At 46.9% G+C, this 14411-nt stretch carries 12 protein-coding genes; 4 read left to right on the top strand and 8 right to left on the bottom strand.

Annotated features, from left to right (window positions below):
- Nucleotides 1-20: 20 nt before the first annotated feature.
- Entirely contained in the window at nucleotides 21-548 is a 528-nt protein-coding gene (locus QJS83_RS07550; RefSeq protein WP_284608563.1) for a DOMON-like domain-containing protein, read from the bottom strand.
- Nucleotides 548-1354, bottom strand: coding sequence for an acyl-[acyl-carrier-protein] thioesterase (locus tag QJS83_RS07555; protein ID WP_284608564.1), 807 nt, complete (start codon nucleotides 1352-1354; stop codon nucleotides 548-550). Before QJS83_RS07555 ends, QJS83_RS07550 begins: the two co-directional genes overlap by 1 nt.
- A gap of 160 nt (nucleotides 1355-1514) precedes the next feature.
- Between QJS83_RS07555 and QJS83_RS07560 the strand changes: the two genes are divergently transcribed.
- A complete protein-coding gene (locus tag QJS83_RS07560) occupies nucleotides 1515-1793 on the top strand; it encodes a helix-turn-helix domain-containing protein (protein ID WP_284608565.1) in 279 nt (92 codons plus the stop codon).
- A gap of 93 nt (nucleotides 1794-1886) precedes the next feature.
- Nucleotides 1887-2549 (top strand): hypothetical protein, encoded by a 663-nt coding sequence (locus QJS83_RS07565; RefSeq protein WP_284608566.1) that lies wholly within the window; start codon nucleotides 1887-1889, stop codon nucleotides 2547-2549.
- Nucleotides 2550-2554: 5 nt separating this feature from the next.
- Here the strand turns inward: QJS83_RS07565 and bamA are convergent, their stop codons facing one another.
- The 5 genes from bamA to QJS83_RS07590 form a co-directional block, all read right to left on the bottom strand.
- Nucleotides 2555-5344 (bottom strand): outer membrane protein assembly factor BamA, encoded by a 2790-nt coding sequence (gene bamA, locus QJS83_RS07570; RefSeq protein ID WP_284608567.1) that lies wholly within the window; start codon nucleotides 5342-5344, stop codon nucleotides 2555-2557.
- On the bottom strand, nucleotides 5344-9300 hold the full coding sequence (locus tag QJS83_RS07575; RefSeq protein ID WP_284608568.1) for a translocation/assembly module TamB domain-containing protein: 3957 nt from the start codon (nucleotides 9298-9300) through the stop codon (nucleotides 5344-5346). The genes bamA and QJS83_RS07575 overlap by 1 nt, the downstream gene beginning before the upstream one ends.
- On the bottom strand, nucleotides 9297-10349 hold the full coding sequence (locus QJS83_RS07580; RefSeq protein WP_284608569.1) for a hypothetical protein: 1053 nt from the start codon (nucleotides 10347-10349) through the stop codon (nucleotides 9297-9299). The genes QJS83_RS07575 and QJS83_RS07580 overlap by 4 nt, the downstream gene beginning before the upstream one ends.
- A gap of 77 nt (nucleotides 10350-10426) precedes the next feature.
- A complete protein-coding gene (efp, locus tag QJS83_RS07585; RefSeq protein ID WP_284608570.1) occupies nucleotides 10427-10993 on the bottom strand; it encodes an elongation factor P in 567 nt (188 codons plus the stop codon).
- Nucleotides 10994-11114: 121 nt separating this feature from the next.
- Nucleotides 11115-11804: a class I SAM-dependent methyltransferase gene (locus QJS83_RS07590; RefSeq protein WP_284608571.1), complete on the bottom strand. Its 690-nt coding sequence runs from the start codon at nucleotides 11802-11804 to the stop codon at nucleotides 11115-11117.
- 239 nt (nucleotides 11805-12043) lie between these two features.
- Between QJS83_RS07590 and QJS83_RS07595 the strand changes: the two genes are divergently transcribed.
- Together QJS83_RS07595 and QJS83_RS07600 are read left to right on the top strand one after the other, a co-directional pair.
- The gene (locus QJS83_RS07595; RefSeq protein WP_284608572.1) at nucleotides 12044-12967 is read left to right on the top strand and encodes a hypothetical protein; all 924 of its coding nucleotides are present in this window, start codon (nucleotides 12044-12046) and stop codon (nucleotides 12965-12967) included.
- 14 nt (nucleotides 12968-12981) lie between these two features.
- Nucleotides 12982-13479 carry a hypothetical protein gene (locus QJS83_RS07600; RefSeq protein WP_284608573.1) on the top strand — a complete coding sequence of 166 codons (498 nt, stop codon included), beginning with the start codon at nucleotides 12982-12984 and terminating at the stop codon, nucleotides 13477-13479.
- A 33-nt stretch (nucleotides 13480-13512) separates the two neighbouring features.
- On the opposite strand, the gene QJS83_RS07605 is transcribed toward QJS83_RS07600, so the two are convergent.
- A complete protein-coding gene (locus QJS83_RS07605) occupies nucleotides 13513-14343 on the bottom strand; it encodes a tetratricopeptide repeat protein (protein ID WP_284608574.1) in 831 nt (276 codons plus the stop codon).
- Between the last annotated feature and the right edge of the window lie 68 nt (nucleotides 14344-14411).

Here is a 14411-nt window from a genome sequence, read left to right on the forward strand (position 1 = left end):
AGAGAAGACGACCTCTTCACTCAGCGCGTCGCGGAGTGCAGCCAGCCTTGCTTGTCGTGGAAATTCGCGGTCGGAAGAGGATGATGAAGGGACCAATAGCTCACGCCTTCGTCTTTGAACTCAATCACGGCTGTCAAACCAACGAGAGTCGCGGTGACGGGAGTTTCGCTGGAAATATCGAACTGAAAGCGCGCCTGATGAGAGTCCACCTCGTGATGTCCCAGACGCACGGTGATATTGGCGGGGGCCATGCCTTCGCGATAGCTGCTAAAACTATAAGCATTCCAAGATCCATTCGGGGCGCAGTTGATCTCGATATAAGGATCCTGAGGGCGAGATCCCGCAGCAAAAAATACTTCCAGGCACGTGTGTTTCCAAAGCTCGTCCTGGCGTTGAGGCGAAGTGTCTTTAGGCCAAATAATTTTCGTGAGGTCGCCTTGCAGATGAAAATCGCAGGCCAGCGAGGTTGGCGACGTTTGTGTCAGATTGGCCGTGATGGCAAGACGGTTGGTTGAAGCCGTCGCTTTAAAGGGAATCAGATTTTTCACTATTTTCTCTCCCACTCAAGCAAAACCGTGAATAAGATTTTCCCGTCAGCGGCACGAACGCCACGATAAGAAGAGACCCCTCGGTTTTCCTGGCGAGCATCCGAAGAGGTGAGGCTTTGCTCCACCACCACTTCATCACCTAAATGCGTCTCTGCCAAAAAGTTTACCGAGTACGTCTTTAAAAGCAAAGCCTTGTGAAACTCAAACGGGATCGAGTCCAAAATCCATTGCGCATACTTTGTGTTATTCACGTGTTGATTGATATCGAGATCGGAATTGCGCACGCGGTATTTTGCCCGTTTCTCATAACTTCCTTCCACGGCAATTTTTTGCGGAACAAGGCCGGAAGAGCGCTCCAAAGTGATATCCTGCCAGGGGCGGAGGTTTTGCGCTGGCAGAATTTTTTTCGTCGCCCGATCCAGAGCAAGCCAACTTGTCGAACACAGTCCGATCTCTTCGCCTTTGTCGTCTAAAAGTGCGAAATCACGGGTGACGAAAGCGCCTTCAGGTGGGCGCAACCATGTTTGAATTGTAATAGTCTGCCCAAAGAGCGGCCACTTTCGCATTTGCAATACTTGGCGCGTGAGCACCCAGAAAAGGCCTTCTTTCTCCATATCGGCCATTCCAAAACCGAGATGTTCGGCATGCATCCATGCCGTTTCCTGGATAAGGTTAAGAGTTCCATACAGTCCCAGCTTGCCCTGAGGGTTCACAAGGAGGCTGGTGATTTGATATTTTTCCGTCCAAGGGGCGTTCGGTTTTCTGTCCATGATCTTATTTTTCCATAATTTTTTGTGAGAAAACATGAAATAACTCATATATCAAACATAGAAATTGCAAAAAAACACAAAGTAATTTAGACCAAACAATGTATACTATATTTAGAAACTCGCTCGAAGCTTAAAGCAAATACTTGTCACGTTCCGCGGGTTGTGTTTAAGCTTAAGCATTGTTAGGAAAAAACTCATGAGACAAAAAAATATGTTAGCAGATTTCTTGAAGCAAAAGCGTGTGTCAGCTGGCCTTTCACAAAGAGACGTGGCTGATAAATTGGGCTACTCTACTCCGCAGTTCATTTCTAACTGGGAAAGAGGCGTTTCTCATCCACCAATTAATGCTCTTAAAAAATTGGGTGAGCTTTACAAAGTGTCCGCTGACGATCTTTTTGAAGTGACTTTGAATGCAACTATTCAAGAGGTTACTCAAGATCTTCGTCGCAAATTCGCAAGCAGTAAAGCGCGCTAATCTTGAATTTTAATGACTTTATGATCGTAAAAAGAGCTCCAAACTGGGGCTCTTTCTATTTCTAGGTCAATAAATAAGAGTTTGATTCATTTTATGACGCCGCAAACATCTCATTCTCTTGCAACTCAATTTCGAGCCCTTAGTGAAGAGCTCTGCCGTTTTATTGAAGAAGAGGGTTTGGCTGTTCGACCTTACGCCACTCCAACCCTTCCTTATTTCTTTCAGCTGGATGAAGAAACACAAAAAGAAGTCGTCGGTCGTTTAAGTGATTACCTGAACATCTGTCGTTCCGTTTACAAGGAAGGCCATCAGCTTAAAGAAAGCTCTTTCTTTATTCGTAAAGCCCTGGAGTACTACGGCTACGAATACAACCCGAATCTTTTTGAGTTCTTGCGGAACGGCCGTGATGTAGGAGAGTTCTATACTCTTCATCACACGCAGTTTTTCCGCACGTTGAATTATTTTGAGTTTACAAGTTATACAATCGAAGACATTTACTGCCGTCAATGGATTCATCTCTATCAACGTGACGAAGAAATTTCTCAACTTATGTTCACGAAAATCACAACACTGGTGAAAGAAAATCCGCAAGGCAGCCTGTATTTTTCGCACCCGCATGTTTTGAAAGAGCGGGCGTCTTTAGAGCGTATCGAGCTGCACATCAACGGCCATCATATTTCCTGTTTAAGAAAAGACGGGGAAGTGCAGGCTTTGACTTCAATCATTAGCTGCGAAGCTGAATACCAAACTACTTAAATTTCTTAGAACGTTCCGATAGATAAGTGGAAGCGCCAAGGTTCTTCGTCAGGACGGGCATCCAACTTCCAAGCCCATTCTAAGCTCAGAGGACCCACGGGCGTGTTATAGCGCACGCCAAAGCCGGCAGAGTCACGATAGTAATCGGTGAACTCAAGGTCTTGGATTTTCACGTAACCACCGTCATAGAAAACCGCGCCGCCAAGATTTTCATAAATACCTAGGGGAAAGCGCAGTTCCGATTTAAACAAGCCCATCACGGATTCAGTTGTTAGATAATACGTGGATTGACTGTCGCTCAAACCGAGGTCGTTACGGTTCGGGAAGACCTCTTGGGTTCCGGCTTCGTAACCGCGAATCGTGGATTGACCACCAAGAGTGAAACCTTTTTTATCCCAAGGAACGCCGCCATCAGGTTCATCGCTCAAGTTTTGCAGATAGCCGCCGCGCACTTGATTCGCCCACACAACCGGCTGTCCTGTGATACGGCCCAGAGTGGAGTAGTGGGTGAAACTCAACGTCGTTCTCCAGTATTTGATCGTGCGACTGCTGCCGATATTGGGGTCTGAATACTCGGCATTCCAGCGCGTGAAGTTTCCACGTGTCGGGTTGAAGGGATTGTCACGGAAGTCGATATCCAGTGTCGGTCCCGTCGTCGCGATATCCTGAGTTACGGAAGGGAACTTGTCAGACAAGCTAAAGTCTTTGATTGTTGCCAAAGACCAGACATCCCAGATACCCAGAATATGCGACGTAAAGTCTTTTTCGATCGAATACGTTGTCGAGTTCACTTCCGAGATCTTTTCCAAATCATAGTCCGTCACAGTTTGCGACCGAGATACGTTGATACGACCGCGCAGACGCGAGCCGAAAAGATAAGGCTCTAAGTAACCAAGCACGATGCGGCTTTCGAGGTATTTAAGATCGGCGATATTATAATTACCTTCCACACGCGCGGAAACTCCGCGGCCTGTACCAAAGAGGTTGCGGTAGGCAACGCCGATGTAACCACGCAAAGTCAGTGTTCTTTCATTCGTCGCACCGGCACCCATCGAGAAGATGCCCGGATCACGCTCGCTGACTTTCACAAGCACAGTGCGATTCGCGACGTTGGTTTTTTCTTCCAGAGTGCGCACTTCGACAGTTCCGAAAAATCCTGTGCGCTGCAGGCGGGCCGTGGACTCGTCGATTTTGTACGGAGTCACAAGATCGCCTTCTTTAAACTCAAGCTCTTTCCGAATGACAGAGTCTTTTGTGAAGTCGTTGCCCTCAAGGATGATGGAGGCGACGCGGACTTGCGGACCTTCAAGAATTTTGAAGTTCAGCTGCGCTTGCGTGTTGGATTCATCATACGTGACCAGGTCTTCACGCTCGTTCAGAAGAATCATCTCGATGTAACCGCGATCGCGATAAAATTCTTTAAGGCGGCCAATCGCGTTTTCAATTTGGTTCAGACGTAAAGCGCCTGGTTCCAAACGCGTGGCTTTCAAAAGCTCTTCTTTGCTAAAGTCTTTATTGCCTGAAAAATTAATGGATTGAATCTGAGTCAGCGGGCCTTCATCCAAGTTCACGTGCAAAGTGACTTCGTTTTTTTCTTTATTGTACTGTGTGCGCGTAGAAACGATTTTGGCCTGTAAGAAGCCGTTGTTTTGCAGTTCAAGCGTCAGGTTTTTAAGTCCGGTTTCAAAATCGTCTTTATTGTAGTGGCCGCTATCAATAAGTTTCGAGCTGTGGTTTTCAATAAAGTTCGCATAATAGCGTTCGCTTTTTGTAAAGCGGCCGGTGACGGCAATCTTTTGGATTTTAACTTTCGGGCCTTCCTCAATGAAGAACGTCACTTTGCGCTGGAAAGGCTTTTCTTCTTTCTCCTCGAACTTAACGTCGACGCGGGCATGACCTTCCGAAAGGTAATAGTTGCGAATTTTCTGCGCAAGTTCCGATCCGACGGAAGGATTCGCCGAATAGAAATTATCCAAGTCCAAAGCATTGCGAATCTTGCGCACCGTAAGAATTTTCACGCCCTGGAAGTCGAACGTATATTTGTCCGTTTTTTCCAGACGATAAAGCAGGGTGACAAGAGATTCGTCAGCGTTGAACTCGGTCGTCGGTCCTAAAATATCCGCACGGATGTAGCGCTCTTCAATAAGAAACTCGCGCGCCTTTTTTTGCAAGTCGGCGAGGTTCTTTTCTGTAAACGGATCGTTGAGATAACTTGTGAGTTCCTTCGCCACGGCATGGTTTAAAGTCGCATTCGTACTTTGCAAAAGGATATTGCCGATGCGAGTAAGCTTGTTCTCTGTGATTTTGACGTTGATGCCGACTTGGTCGTTGTCCTCAGGAGGCATTTCAATATCAACAACCGCGTTTAAGTAACCTCTTTCGCGATAAATCTGACGGATTTTTTCGCCGCCTTCAGCCAAAGCGTCTTGATCAAAGACGTCTCCTTGTTTTACGCCGAATGCATTTTCCGTCTCGTTGTCGGAAATATTATTCACGCCCGAGAATTCGATTTTTGAAATACGTCGCGTTTTTTGGAAATCCAAGCGGTAAGGGCCAGTGCCACCGTCGTCATAGACGCGTAAGAATTTGTAATCGGGCTTGAGTTGCAAAAAGCGCAGAATCTCGTCGACTTGATCCAATGGGATCTTTTCGTTTTGCACTTGCGGGAAGCGTTTGACCAGCTCGGCTTGAACGTCGCTAGGCAAATTCGAATAATTCAAAGTCTTCTTCGCCCACACCGGGCCGCTGAAGGAAAGCACTAAAAGAAGATTTGCGAGGGTTCTGAAATGAGGCACTACTTAAACTCCCTCTTAAACTCAAGATCCAAACCGAACACGCTTTGCGCCGCCGGCTGCGTGTTTTGCAACGTCGTATTGTCTTCGGCTCCGCGGTTTTCGTACGAACCGATCGCAGTCCAGTTGCTATTTAGGAAGTATTCTAATTTCAAATCATAAGACGAGGAGTCACCCACAGGACGGCTGCCTGACATTTTTACGCGTTCTGAAAGCGGGCGGCTCAAAGTGATTTTAGGTACCGAGATATTGCGAGTGGAATCGTACTCGGAAGTCACTTGCACGTTGACGCCCAAAGCGCTTTCAGTAAAGCGGCTGATCGGTTTTGCGAGAACCGCACCGCCGATCTCTGCACCCAGCTGTTCCGCTTGTTGGCGGGACTGCATGTTTTGTTCCATCGACGACGAAGTGATGCCAAGAGCGATCAAAGAAATAATATCTTGTTCCGACAGAGGCGGCACCGAGTTCAAGCGAATCGCCAGATTTTTGGCCGTTCCCTGCGCAATCACCGTGATGTCATATTCATCGATACGTGAAATCGCGGACACATAAAGATTCGGATTGATTTCGTCTGGATCCGTAAACTCGACAATGCCGCTTTGCACGTTAAAGACTTTGTCTTTAAAGATCAGCTTTGAATTTTTATCCATGGCGATTTTGCCAAGCAGAACCGGATTTCCCGGAGGCCCTTTCACTTGCAGATTTCCGTTCACAGAGCCGTCGATCAGCGAGTTCTTAACGATAATATTTCGCTCCATAATGAGCTGCAAATCCAAAATCACCGGTTCGAAATTGCTCTCTTTGATCACTTTCGGAAGATACAAGCTTTGACGGACCCCCGCCACACCGCCGTCTTCGGTGAATTCTTTTTCAACCACGCCGTTTGAGATAAAGTACGTTCCCGATAGAACAAACGGGAACCAGCGCCCTGCAAATAATAAATCCGCACGACCGCTGCTTTTCACTTTATCTGGTACGTTGAAAGTAACACCTTCCATATGCAAACGGATCGAGGTCGGAAGATCTTTGATGCCGTTGATCGAAACGCCGCCGTCGCCTGAAAGAGTCCCGCCGGCGATATTTCCTTTGATCGAGTTGATCAGGATTTTACTTTGTGAGAATACCACATCCGTTGAAAGTTTCTCGATCGGGTGCGGGAAACCTTTGATTTTTATAAACGTATTGCGTGTATTCGCATTTCCAATCACTTCCGGTTTAAGAAGCGGTCCCGAAACAGTCGCCGTTACATCGACGGGACCACCGAGATCTTCCAAGAATGGTGTGAAGATTTGGAACAAACGCAGATCCGCTTTCAGATTCAATCCTACGTTCAGGTTCTGCGAAGTGAAATTTTCACCGCGCAAAGAAAGGGAGTTTTGTGGTCCTTCCAAACGGAAGTTACGGATATTCATAAGACCGTTGTCGCTTGTGATCTCCATCGGCCCTTGGTTGCTGAAGCTCATCGGCCCGCGTTTTAACGAGAAATTCTGGATCGTTAACTTGCCCGTGGATTTAAAAAGCTCGCCGCTTTCAGAGCGCAGATCAATCGTCGAAGTCAAATTGGACTGATATTCATTGGCAAGGCTTGCTCCGCCGACAATGCCCAGGAGGTTTGAGAAATTCCAGTTGAGCGTTTTCATTTTTACGATCAACGGCGCTTTTCTTTCAAATGGAATCTGGAACTCACCTTGAACTTTGTCGCCAAACAAGCTGAGCTGCGCACTGAAGGCGTCTTTATTGGTGCGCAAGATAAAATTCGAGTTTGGAAATTCTTGTTCTTCAAGGAAGGTGTCGGTGATGGCGCCTTTGACTAAAATATTTGGCGAGGTCACGGCGTCTTTAAGTTCCGCTGCGAAATTCAAATTACCTGCGATGGTCGAATTGATTTTGTTGATGAAGTCGGACTCTTCCAGTTTCCAGTTTTTACCGTCGGCATAAAGGTTCATGATTTGTGTATTGCCGATACCGCCTTGAACCGTGACCGTGCTGGCGCCTTTTTGCAGAATCACGTTGTCAGCGCGAATATTTCCGTTATCCGCGGAAGCATTGAAAATCAACGAGTCAAAAATCTCGGGCCCGATGATGACTTTCTTAAACGCGGACTCCAAATGATAATTCATGCGCCAGAAGTTGAGCGGGCCGTCGACGCGCGCCTTGGCTGCGCCCAAACCTTGAACCGCGAAGGGGAGTTTGTAAATGCGTTCAAAGACCACGGCAATGTCAGCCAAGTCGGCGGTGGGGATGCTGAATTCGCCGCCCAAAGTGTTTTTATTTAAATTCACTTCAAGATCACCCAAGTACTGAGTTTTGTTGACGGCTCCGGCGATGTCTTCAAACAACAAACGGCCGCCACGGTATTTTAGTTTCGTGATTAGATTTCCTAGGGAGAAATCTTCAAACACGAAGTTGCGTGCATTAAGACTCATATCAAAGATCGCCGCGTTTGAATCGCCGGAAGTGGAACCGTCAATACTGGCAAAACCCTGCAGCTTTAAGCCGGCAAGATTTTTAATATCTTTCATATCGAGTTTTTTCGTGCCGTAATTGATTCTAAATCCTGTGGCAAAATCAATCACGCCGTCCGTTGCCCCTGAGCTGTCGCCGACAGAAAGGTTCGCGGCATAACTGACCGCTTTCGTCGTCACTTGCACTTGGCCTTGTGCCGTTAAACGACCGACATTGAGAATCGCAGTGCCCTTGCTGTTGTTTGCCGACTTCACCCACAAGTCCTGGCCTGACATACGAACACCGGTGCAGGTCACTTGGAAAGTCGGGTAGATCTGTCCTTCGCAAGGAAGTTCTGCGGCGATTTCAACACCGACAGGAATTCCGCCTAAGTCCAAACTCTGAAATAATTTTTGCAGATCTAGATTCGGAACGGAGATTTTAGATTTGAATTGGTAGCTGCGATCCAATTCAATTTCCGATTTTGTTAATACCGCTTCACCAGCCGGGTGTTGCACTTTCACTTCAGACAAACGGATGATCTGGTCTTTGTATTCACCTTGGATGCGCGAGTCACCCAATTCGAATTTATCAATAACCAAAGCGCGCGTGTTAATGTCCGCTTTCGCGACGATGTTATCAAGACCGTCAAAGCGGCCTTCCACTTCCGTATTCAGCTCGCCTGAAAAAGCGGGAAGTTTGACGTTTAGTTTTTTCAATTCTTTTTGGACGTCACTTAGATTGATTTTTGCCGAAAGATCTAAAACTCCGGAAGGACGAATCAAGACCTGACTGAATTTCGTCAACTCACCACGCGCCAGAAGTTCGGACTCGTCCAAGCGCAGACCCAATTGAATAATTCGCAAAGACTGGCGAGTCAGATACAAGTGCGTGTCGAGCGAACCCTGGAAGTGCCCCATACGAGTTAAACCCAGATCCAAAGAAGGAATGTTCACCTTCGCCGTCAGGTTTTTCCCCATGTTTGTAACAAGGAGGTCGCCGCTTTTGACCGTGACATCGAATTTCAATTCTTGCGAACTGACTTTGACATGGATGTTTTGCAAAAAGATCCTTTGCAAAGGAAGCTGTTCCAATTGATTGAAGATTGCATCCATTGGAAGTTCTTTGGGCGGCGTATCTTTCTTCATGAACGGATCGACATTGATATCCGCTTCCGGAGAATCCACAACAATCGCAGAAAGTTTGAGCTTTCCCGCAAGAAGATGGAAAACGTCGATGTAAATGCGCACACTCGCCACTTTGATCTGACGAAGACTTTCCGCCAATTCGCCTTTGCCCGTGACTTCAATTCCTTCCAACGTCGCCGACGGACGGAAAAGTTTCAGATGAAGTTTCTCTGCACGAATATTTACGGGAAGAGAATTTGCTGAATAAGTTTGAATTTGATTGAGGGCCCAGCTTTCAACTTGCGGAGCCACCCACCACGAAAGCACTAACCATAAAACTAAGAAGCCCGCCAGCGGCGTGATAAGAATCCAGAAAGCGCGCTTCATTGCCCACCACTCCAAATGCTCAGAAGAGCACTCGCCGCGCGATAGTGTGGACGGGAAGCCAGCAAGCCTTCCATCACTTCAATCGCCGTGTGTTTTTGACCCAAGCCCCACAGGGCTTGCGCGCGCAGGTAAGCCGTCGCAAAAAAAGTTTCCGGTTCGTGAGCGAGTGTCAGCTCAACGCGGGAGATCTCATTTAGCAACTCCACGAAGCGACGGCATTTCAGCAAGACTTCCAAACGGAACCACAAAAGCGTTTCGGTTTCTTCGTTGCTATAGTTCAAAAGAGACAAAGACGCTTCGTAAGCCTCCAGCATGAAGGCGGCGATCGAAAAATCAAAAGCCATTTCCGGTAACTGCTCGGCATGTTCGTGAAAACTTGTCATCAGCGCTTCGAGGGCGGCTTCCACTTCCGGATCTTTGGGAATGAAGTCGGTTTTCACGGTGCGCGCTTTGGGTGAACGTCTTTGCAAGACTTCTAAAGCGTAACGCTGTTTGTGTTCGTTCACCTCGGCGCGAATTTCTTTGTCGCCGGGATAGAGCTTCTGCAAACGCTGCAAAAGATTTTTCTCTTGTTCGTACAACTGCTGAGTTCGCAGTGTGATCAACTGATCCAAGAGCTGTCTTTTGTTGTTCAGATAATCTTTGTGAATTTTATATTTACGATTGCTGCGCCATTCGCCGAACTCAGAGAGTTGTTTGTTCAGTGCTTGCGAGCGAGCTGCTTCCGATTCCGCGTGATCTTCAACGATGCCCTCAATCAACGCGCGCAAAGTTTTTTCTTCCAAGTCTTCCGATAACGGGCCTAGTGCTTCGATGAAGTACGGCCAAGGAATTGGAAAGCTTTCGTTATCGATGTGACGAAGAACAAATTCGACAAGTTTCAAAGATTGGCGTGATTGAATTAAAAAACGCGCGAGAGAGTTGATGTTGTCGAGTGTGAAACGATCCGGATTGGATTCGAGGCTTTGGATAAGACGGTCTGCCACCTGGTCGAGTTCTTCAACCTCATTGAGTAAATTTTGAATTTCCAACTCAATATATGTGGACACCGAGCCTCCGCGACCAAACCCCTCTTATTTTGCGATAAAATTGAGTGGTTGCGGAGACTTAATACGATGCGCTAGACCTATTTTTGAGTCACGCGTTCTACGTAGTCACCAGACGCTGTATCGATACGAAGAACGTCGCCTTCGTTGATGTGAAGTGGAACGTTCACAACAAGTCCAGTTTCCATTGTTGCAGGCTTCGTCGCGCCCGTCACACGGTCCCCTTTGATACCTGGATCTGCTTTAGCCACAGTCAAGTTCACGGCTTTTGGTACGTCACAAGCAACGGCTTTTTCGTTGTAGAACAAGATCACAACTTTAAGATTTTCAGTGAGGTAGTACTTAGACTCGCCCAAGTCTTCTTCAGACATAGCGATTTGCTCGTAAGACTCTGGAGACATGAAGTTATAGCCGGAGTCGTCCTTGTAAAGGAACGTCATCTCTTTGTTTTCTACGTTAGGAACTTCAAACTTTTCGCCAGATTTGAAAGTCGATTCCAAATTTTGGCCTGTCAGCATGTTTCTAAGTTTTGTGCGCGTGAATTGGTTGCCTTTACCTGGCTTAACGTGTTGGAAATCCACGATCACATAGGGCTTGCCCTCGATCATGATTTTAAGACCTTTTTTAAAATCCGACGTTTCGTACATGTTTAATCCTTTTAAATTTTTAAATGCAGAGGAGCCATATTGGCCTAAGTGGCTGTATTTGGTCAACAAGCGGCTCCTTCCGTCCGCTGGTCGAGGTGCGTTATTTCATATTGCGCCGTGGTTATTGGCTCTTCTTGAGCACCCAGATTTGCAGCATGGGCTGGCCAAGGTGGCGGGACCACTTGGGATGGATCTGCGCAAGCTCTTCGTTCCCGTAAATGGTCTCGCATTTTTCGATGGAAAAGCCCGCCAGAGCGGCGGCCCGGTCAATCTGCTCCTCCGTGTGCGGGTGGCTAGTCAGATGGATTTCTTGTTCATCGGGAGTTTTAAAGTGCGCAAGCACGCCTTTCGCAGTTCGCTCCGGATGAATTTCTGAAAGGAAAACCTCGCCCTGGGGTTTCAGTAAGGACGCCACTTTCTTAAAGTACGCCGAGAGATTTTCGATATGTTCTAAAACCAAACTCGAAACCACGGCGTCAAAAGGAGCGCCGGGAAATTCCGTCAGTGTCATGAAATCGCCATGCACCAGTTTCACGCGGTTGTCTTCGGGAGGAAATTTTTCGCGCGCCACCTGCAACATACCTTCCGAGACATCGACACCTAAGATGTGATTTCCTTTCGCCGCCAACTTTTCAGTATTCCGACCTGTGCCACAGCCGATTTCCAGAACGTTCTTGTTACCTAAGTTTTGCCAATAATTCGCAAAGGACAATTCATCCATCGCGACGGTTGGGTTAGGATACTGATCGTAAAATTTTGACCACGCATTGTAGCCGTCTCGATTGTCTGTGAGTTTTTTATCTTGAGACATTTATGACTCCCACGAACTTCGTTAACCAAAAAAACGAAAAGGAGCATAAATTTTGTGAATTTTGCACACGCAAAAAACGCAGCGCCACTGCAGGTTTTATCTTAAAAAATCAAGCGGACTAATTCAAGAGTTTCTGTCAAAAAGCTGATCAGAATTCTGTGAATTCTCGCCTTGGCATTCTTAAATTTGTTAATAGGTTTGCTCTTTAAGTTCATTTTTAAGGTCCTATAATTAGGTCTATGACACAAACCATCCGACACCTTGTTGCCGTTGTTTTCATCTTGAGTTTGTCCTCCGTTGCGCTCGCGGAGTGGAGTTCGAGAAATAGAATGGAACTAGGAATGACCGACAATGCTTTATTGACTGACACAAACAAAGAGAGCGACTTCTTTTACGTTTTTGGCACGCGAAACACCCTGGATTGGAATCAACATGTTCTGGGGTTGCGCTTGGGTTACAGCGATTACAGTAAAGAAAATGCCAACGACGTTCTGTCGTGGGGGCTTTCGGATCGCCTGAAATGTTTCACGGATAAAAATTGTGAAATTGAATTGCGCGGCCAGGAATACGTCTATGGTGAACCGATGACGACAGATAGTTCTTTCAGTAATTATGGTCTGCGCTTGGCGATGGAAAAGTCGCTGAACCTGCACTTTGCTTCGTCCTTTGATTTGGCGACGACCTATGAAGCGAAGAATTACTATTCTTTGGGACGCCTCGATCATGTCCTCAGTGAGGTGGCGACCTTGGGATATGAAGTCAGCCCTGTGCTTTACCTGGAAGGTATTGGAGAGGCGGGACTCGCTCTATCTTCCGCCAGCGAATACAGTTCTTATTTTTTACAAATTTCAGGAGCCCTTGAATACCAACTCGATGCCAAATGGGTGTTGAGCGGGGAACTTGGATTTAAACAAACGTCATTCTTGTCGCGTGACCTTACAACAGAAACGCAAGTGACAAGAAAAAATGGACGAGTTGTCAGTCAGGTGGATACGTCAAAAGAAGCGTACACGAACGTCTTTCTTTACTTCGACGCCACAAGATCTTTGTTTGCAAATGGCTCTGCGGGAGTGTCGCTGCAAAGTTCGCAGCAGAAATCACGCAGTGGCTATCAAGATTACAATGAATTGGTTCTTGCAGGGAAATTTCTCATTAACTACTAACAAAGGAGTGTTGTATGAGTAAGAAAGCTCTTCTCTTATTGCTGGTGTGCGCTTTGGCGAGCCCTTTGATGGCGCAAGCTGAAGACGAAATCGCGACAGCGGAAACGCAGATTTCCGAAGAGGCAACAAAGCCCGACTATGTTTCGCGTCTGAAAGAAAAATACAATCTGACAGACGAGCAGATTCAAGCGATGAAAGACTCTAAAATTTCGGAGTCGCAGTTCGCGGTTGTTGGAGCCCTGGCGAAAGAGTCCGGCAAGACGGTCGAAGAAATTCTTAAGATGCGTACCGAAGACAAAATGGGCTGGGGCAAGATTGCCAAAGAGTTGGGTCTTCATCCAAAAATGATTGGTCAGTCCGTGTCTTCAATGCATCGTCAAGATGATGTGGAGGCGAAAAAAGAAAGAAAGGAAGCGCGCGAAGCTCGCAAAGAAGAGCGAAAGCAAAAGCGGGAAGATAAAAAACAAGCCCGCAAAGAAGCCCGCTCCCAAAAGAAAAACAAAGATATCTAATAAAAAAGGCTCCCTCGGGAGCCTTTTTAGTTTTTAGCTTTGCATGCGATAATCTTGAATTCTGCGAAGCATCATTTCCAACACTTCCAATTTGCGCTCGCGAATCAGCTTCTCGCGAGGTTGCAACGGACGCAGGGGCGTTGCCTCATCAGAATCGTTATAACGCACTTGCAGCGTCTTCATTCGGCGCTGAATTTCAGGATGATCGCCAAATTCGATGCGGGTGTCCTTCAAAAGGGCATGCGCTTTTTCCAGGTCGTTACGCACGATAAAGGCGTCAATCAAAGACAACATTCTTTCCAAAGCTTTGTTGGGCGTGACGGGTGTGGGTTTCACCACCATCTCATCTTGTTTTTCCTGCAAACGCGGCGTCGGAGTCGGCGGATTGTCGAGCAAAACTTCAGGCAGTTTTGTCATCGCAAAAACGTCTTCATCGTATTCGTCCGCCGTCAAAGATTCTAATTTTTGTACGGCTCTTTGCGCGCTTTTCGAGTTAGGATTGAGGAATAAAACCATCTTAAAGGCCTTAAGAGCATCCTTCGGATTTTTATTCGCCAACTCCACTTCGGCAAGTAATTGATGCGCTAAAATATTCTCTGGAGCCAGGGAAGTCGCTTTCTTCAAGGCTTCCAGGGCTTTTCCTAAATGACCGAGATCGCGGAAAATTTTTGCGTAGGTGACAAGTCCGCCGACAAATTGCGGGTGGCGTTGAACGCCCGCAGTCACAGTTTTCTGCGCTTCTGAGAGCATGCCCATTTCCCTATAAGCCTCCGCCAATGGAGCGAAAACCTGAGAGTTGGGATCTTTCTCAAGAATCATTTGGTACTTTTCAACTGTGCTTGCATCTATTTTCATCACTTCCATTAATACTATTTCAGATTCGTTGACTAAGCAATAGCTTCAGCTTCAAATAAGGGCGACGGATTGGTGTT

Source organism: Bdellovibrio sp. 22V, from assembly GCF_030169785.1.
Lineage (GTDB): Bacteria > Bdellovibrionota > Bdellovibrionia > Bdellovibrionales > Bdellovibrionaceae > Bdellovibrio.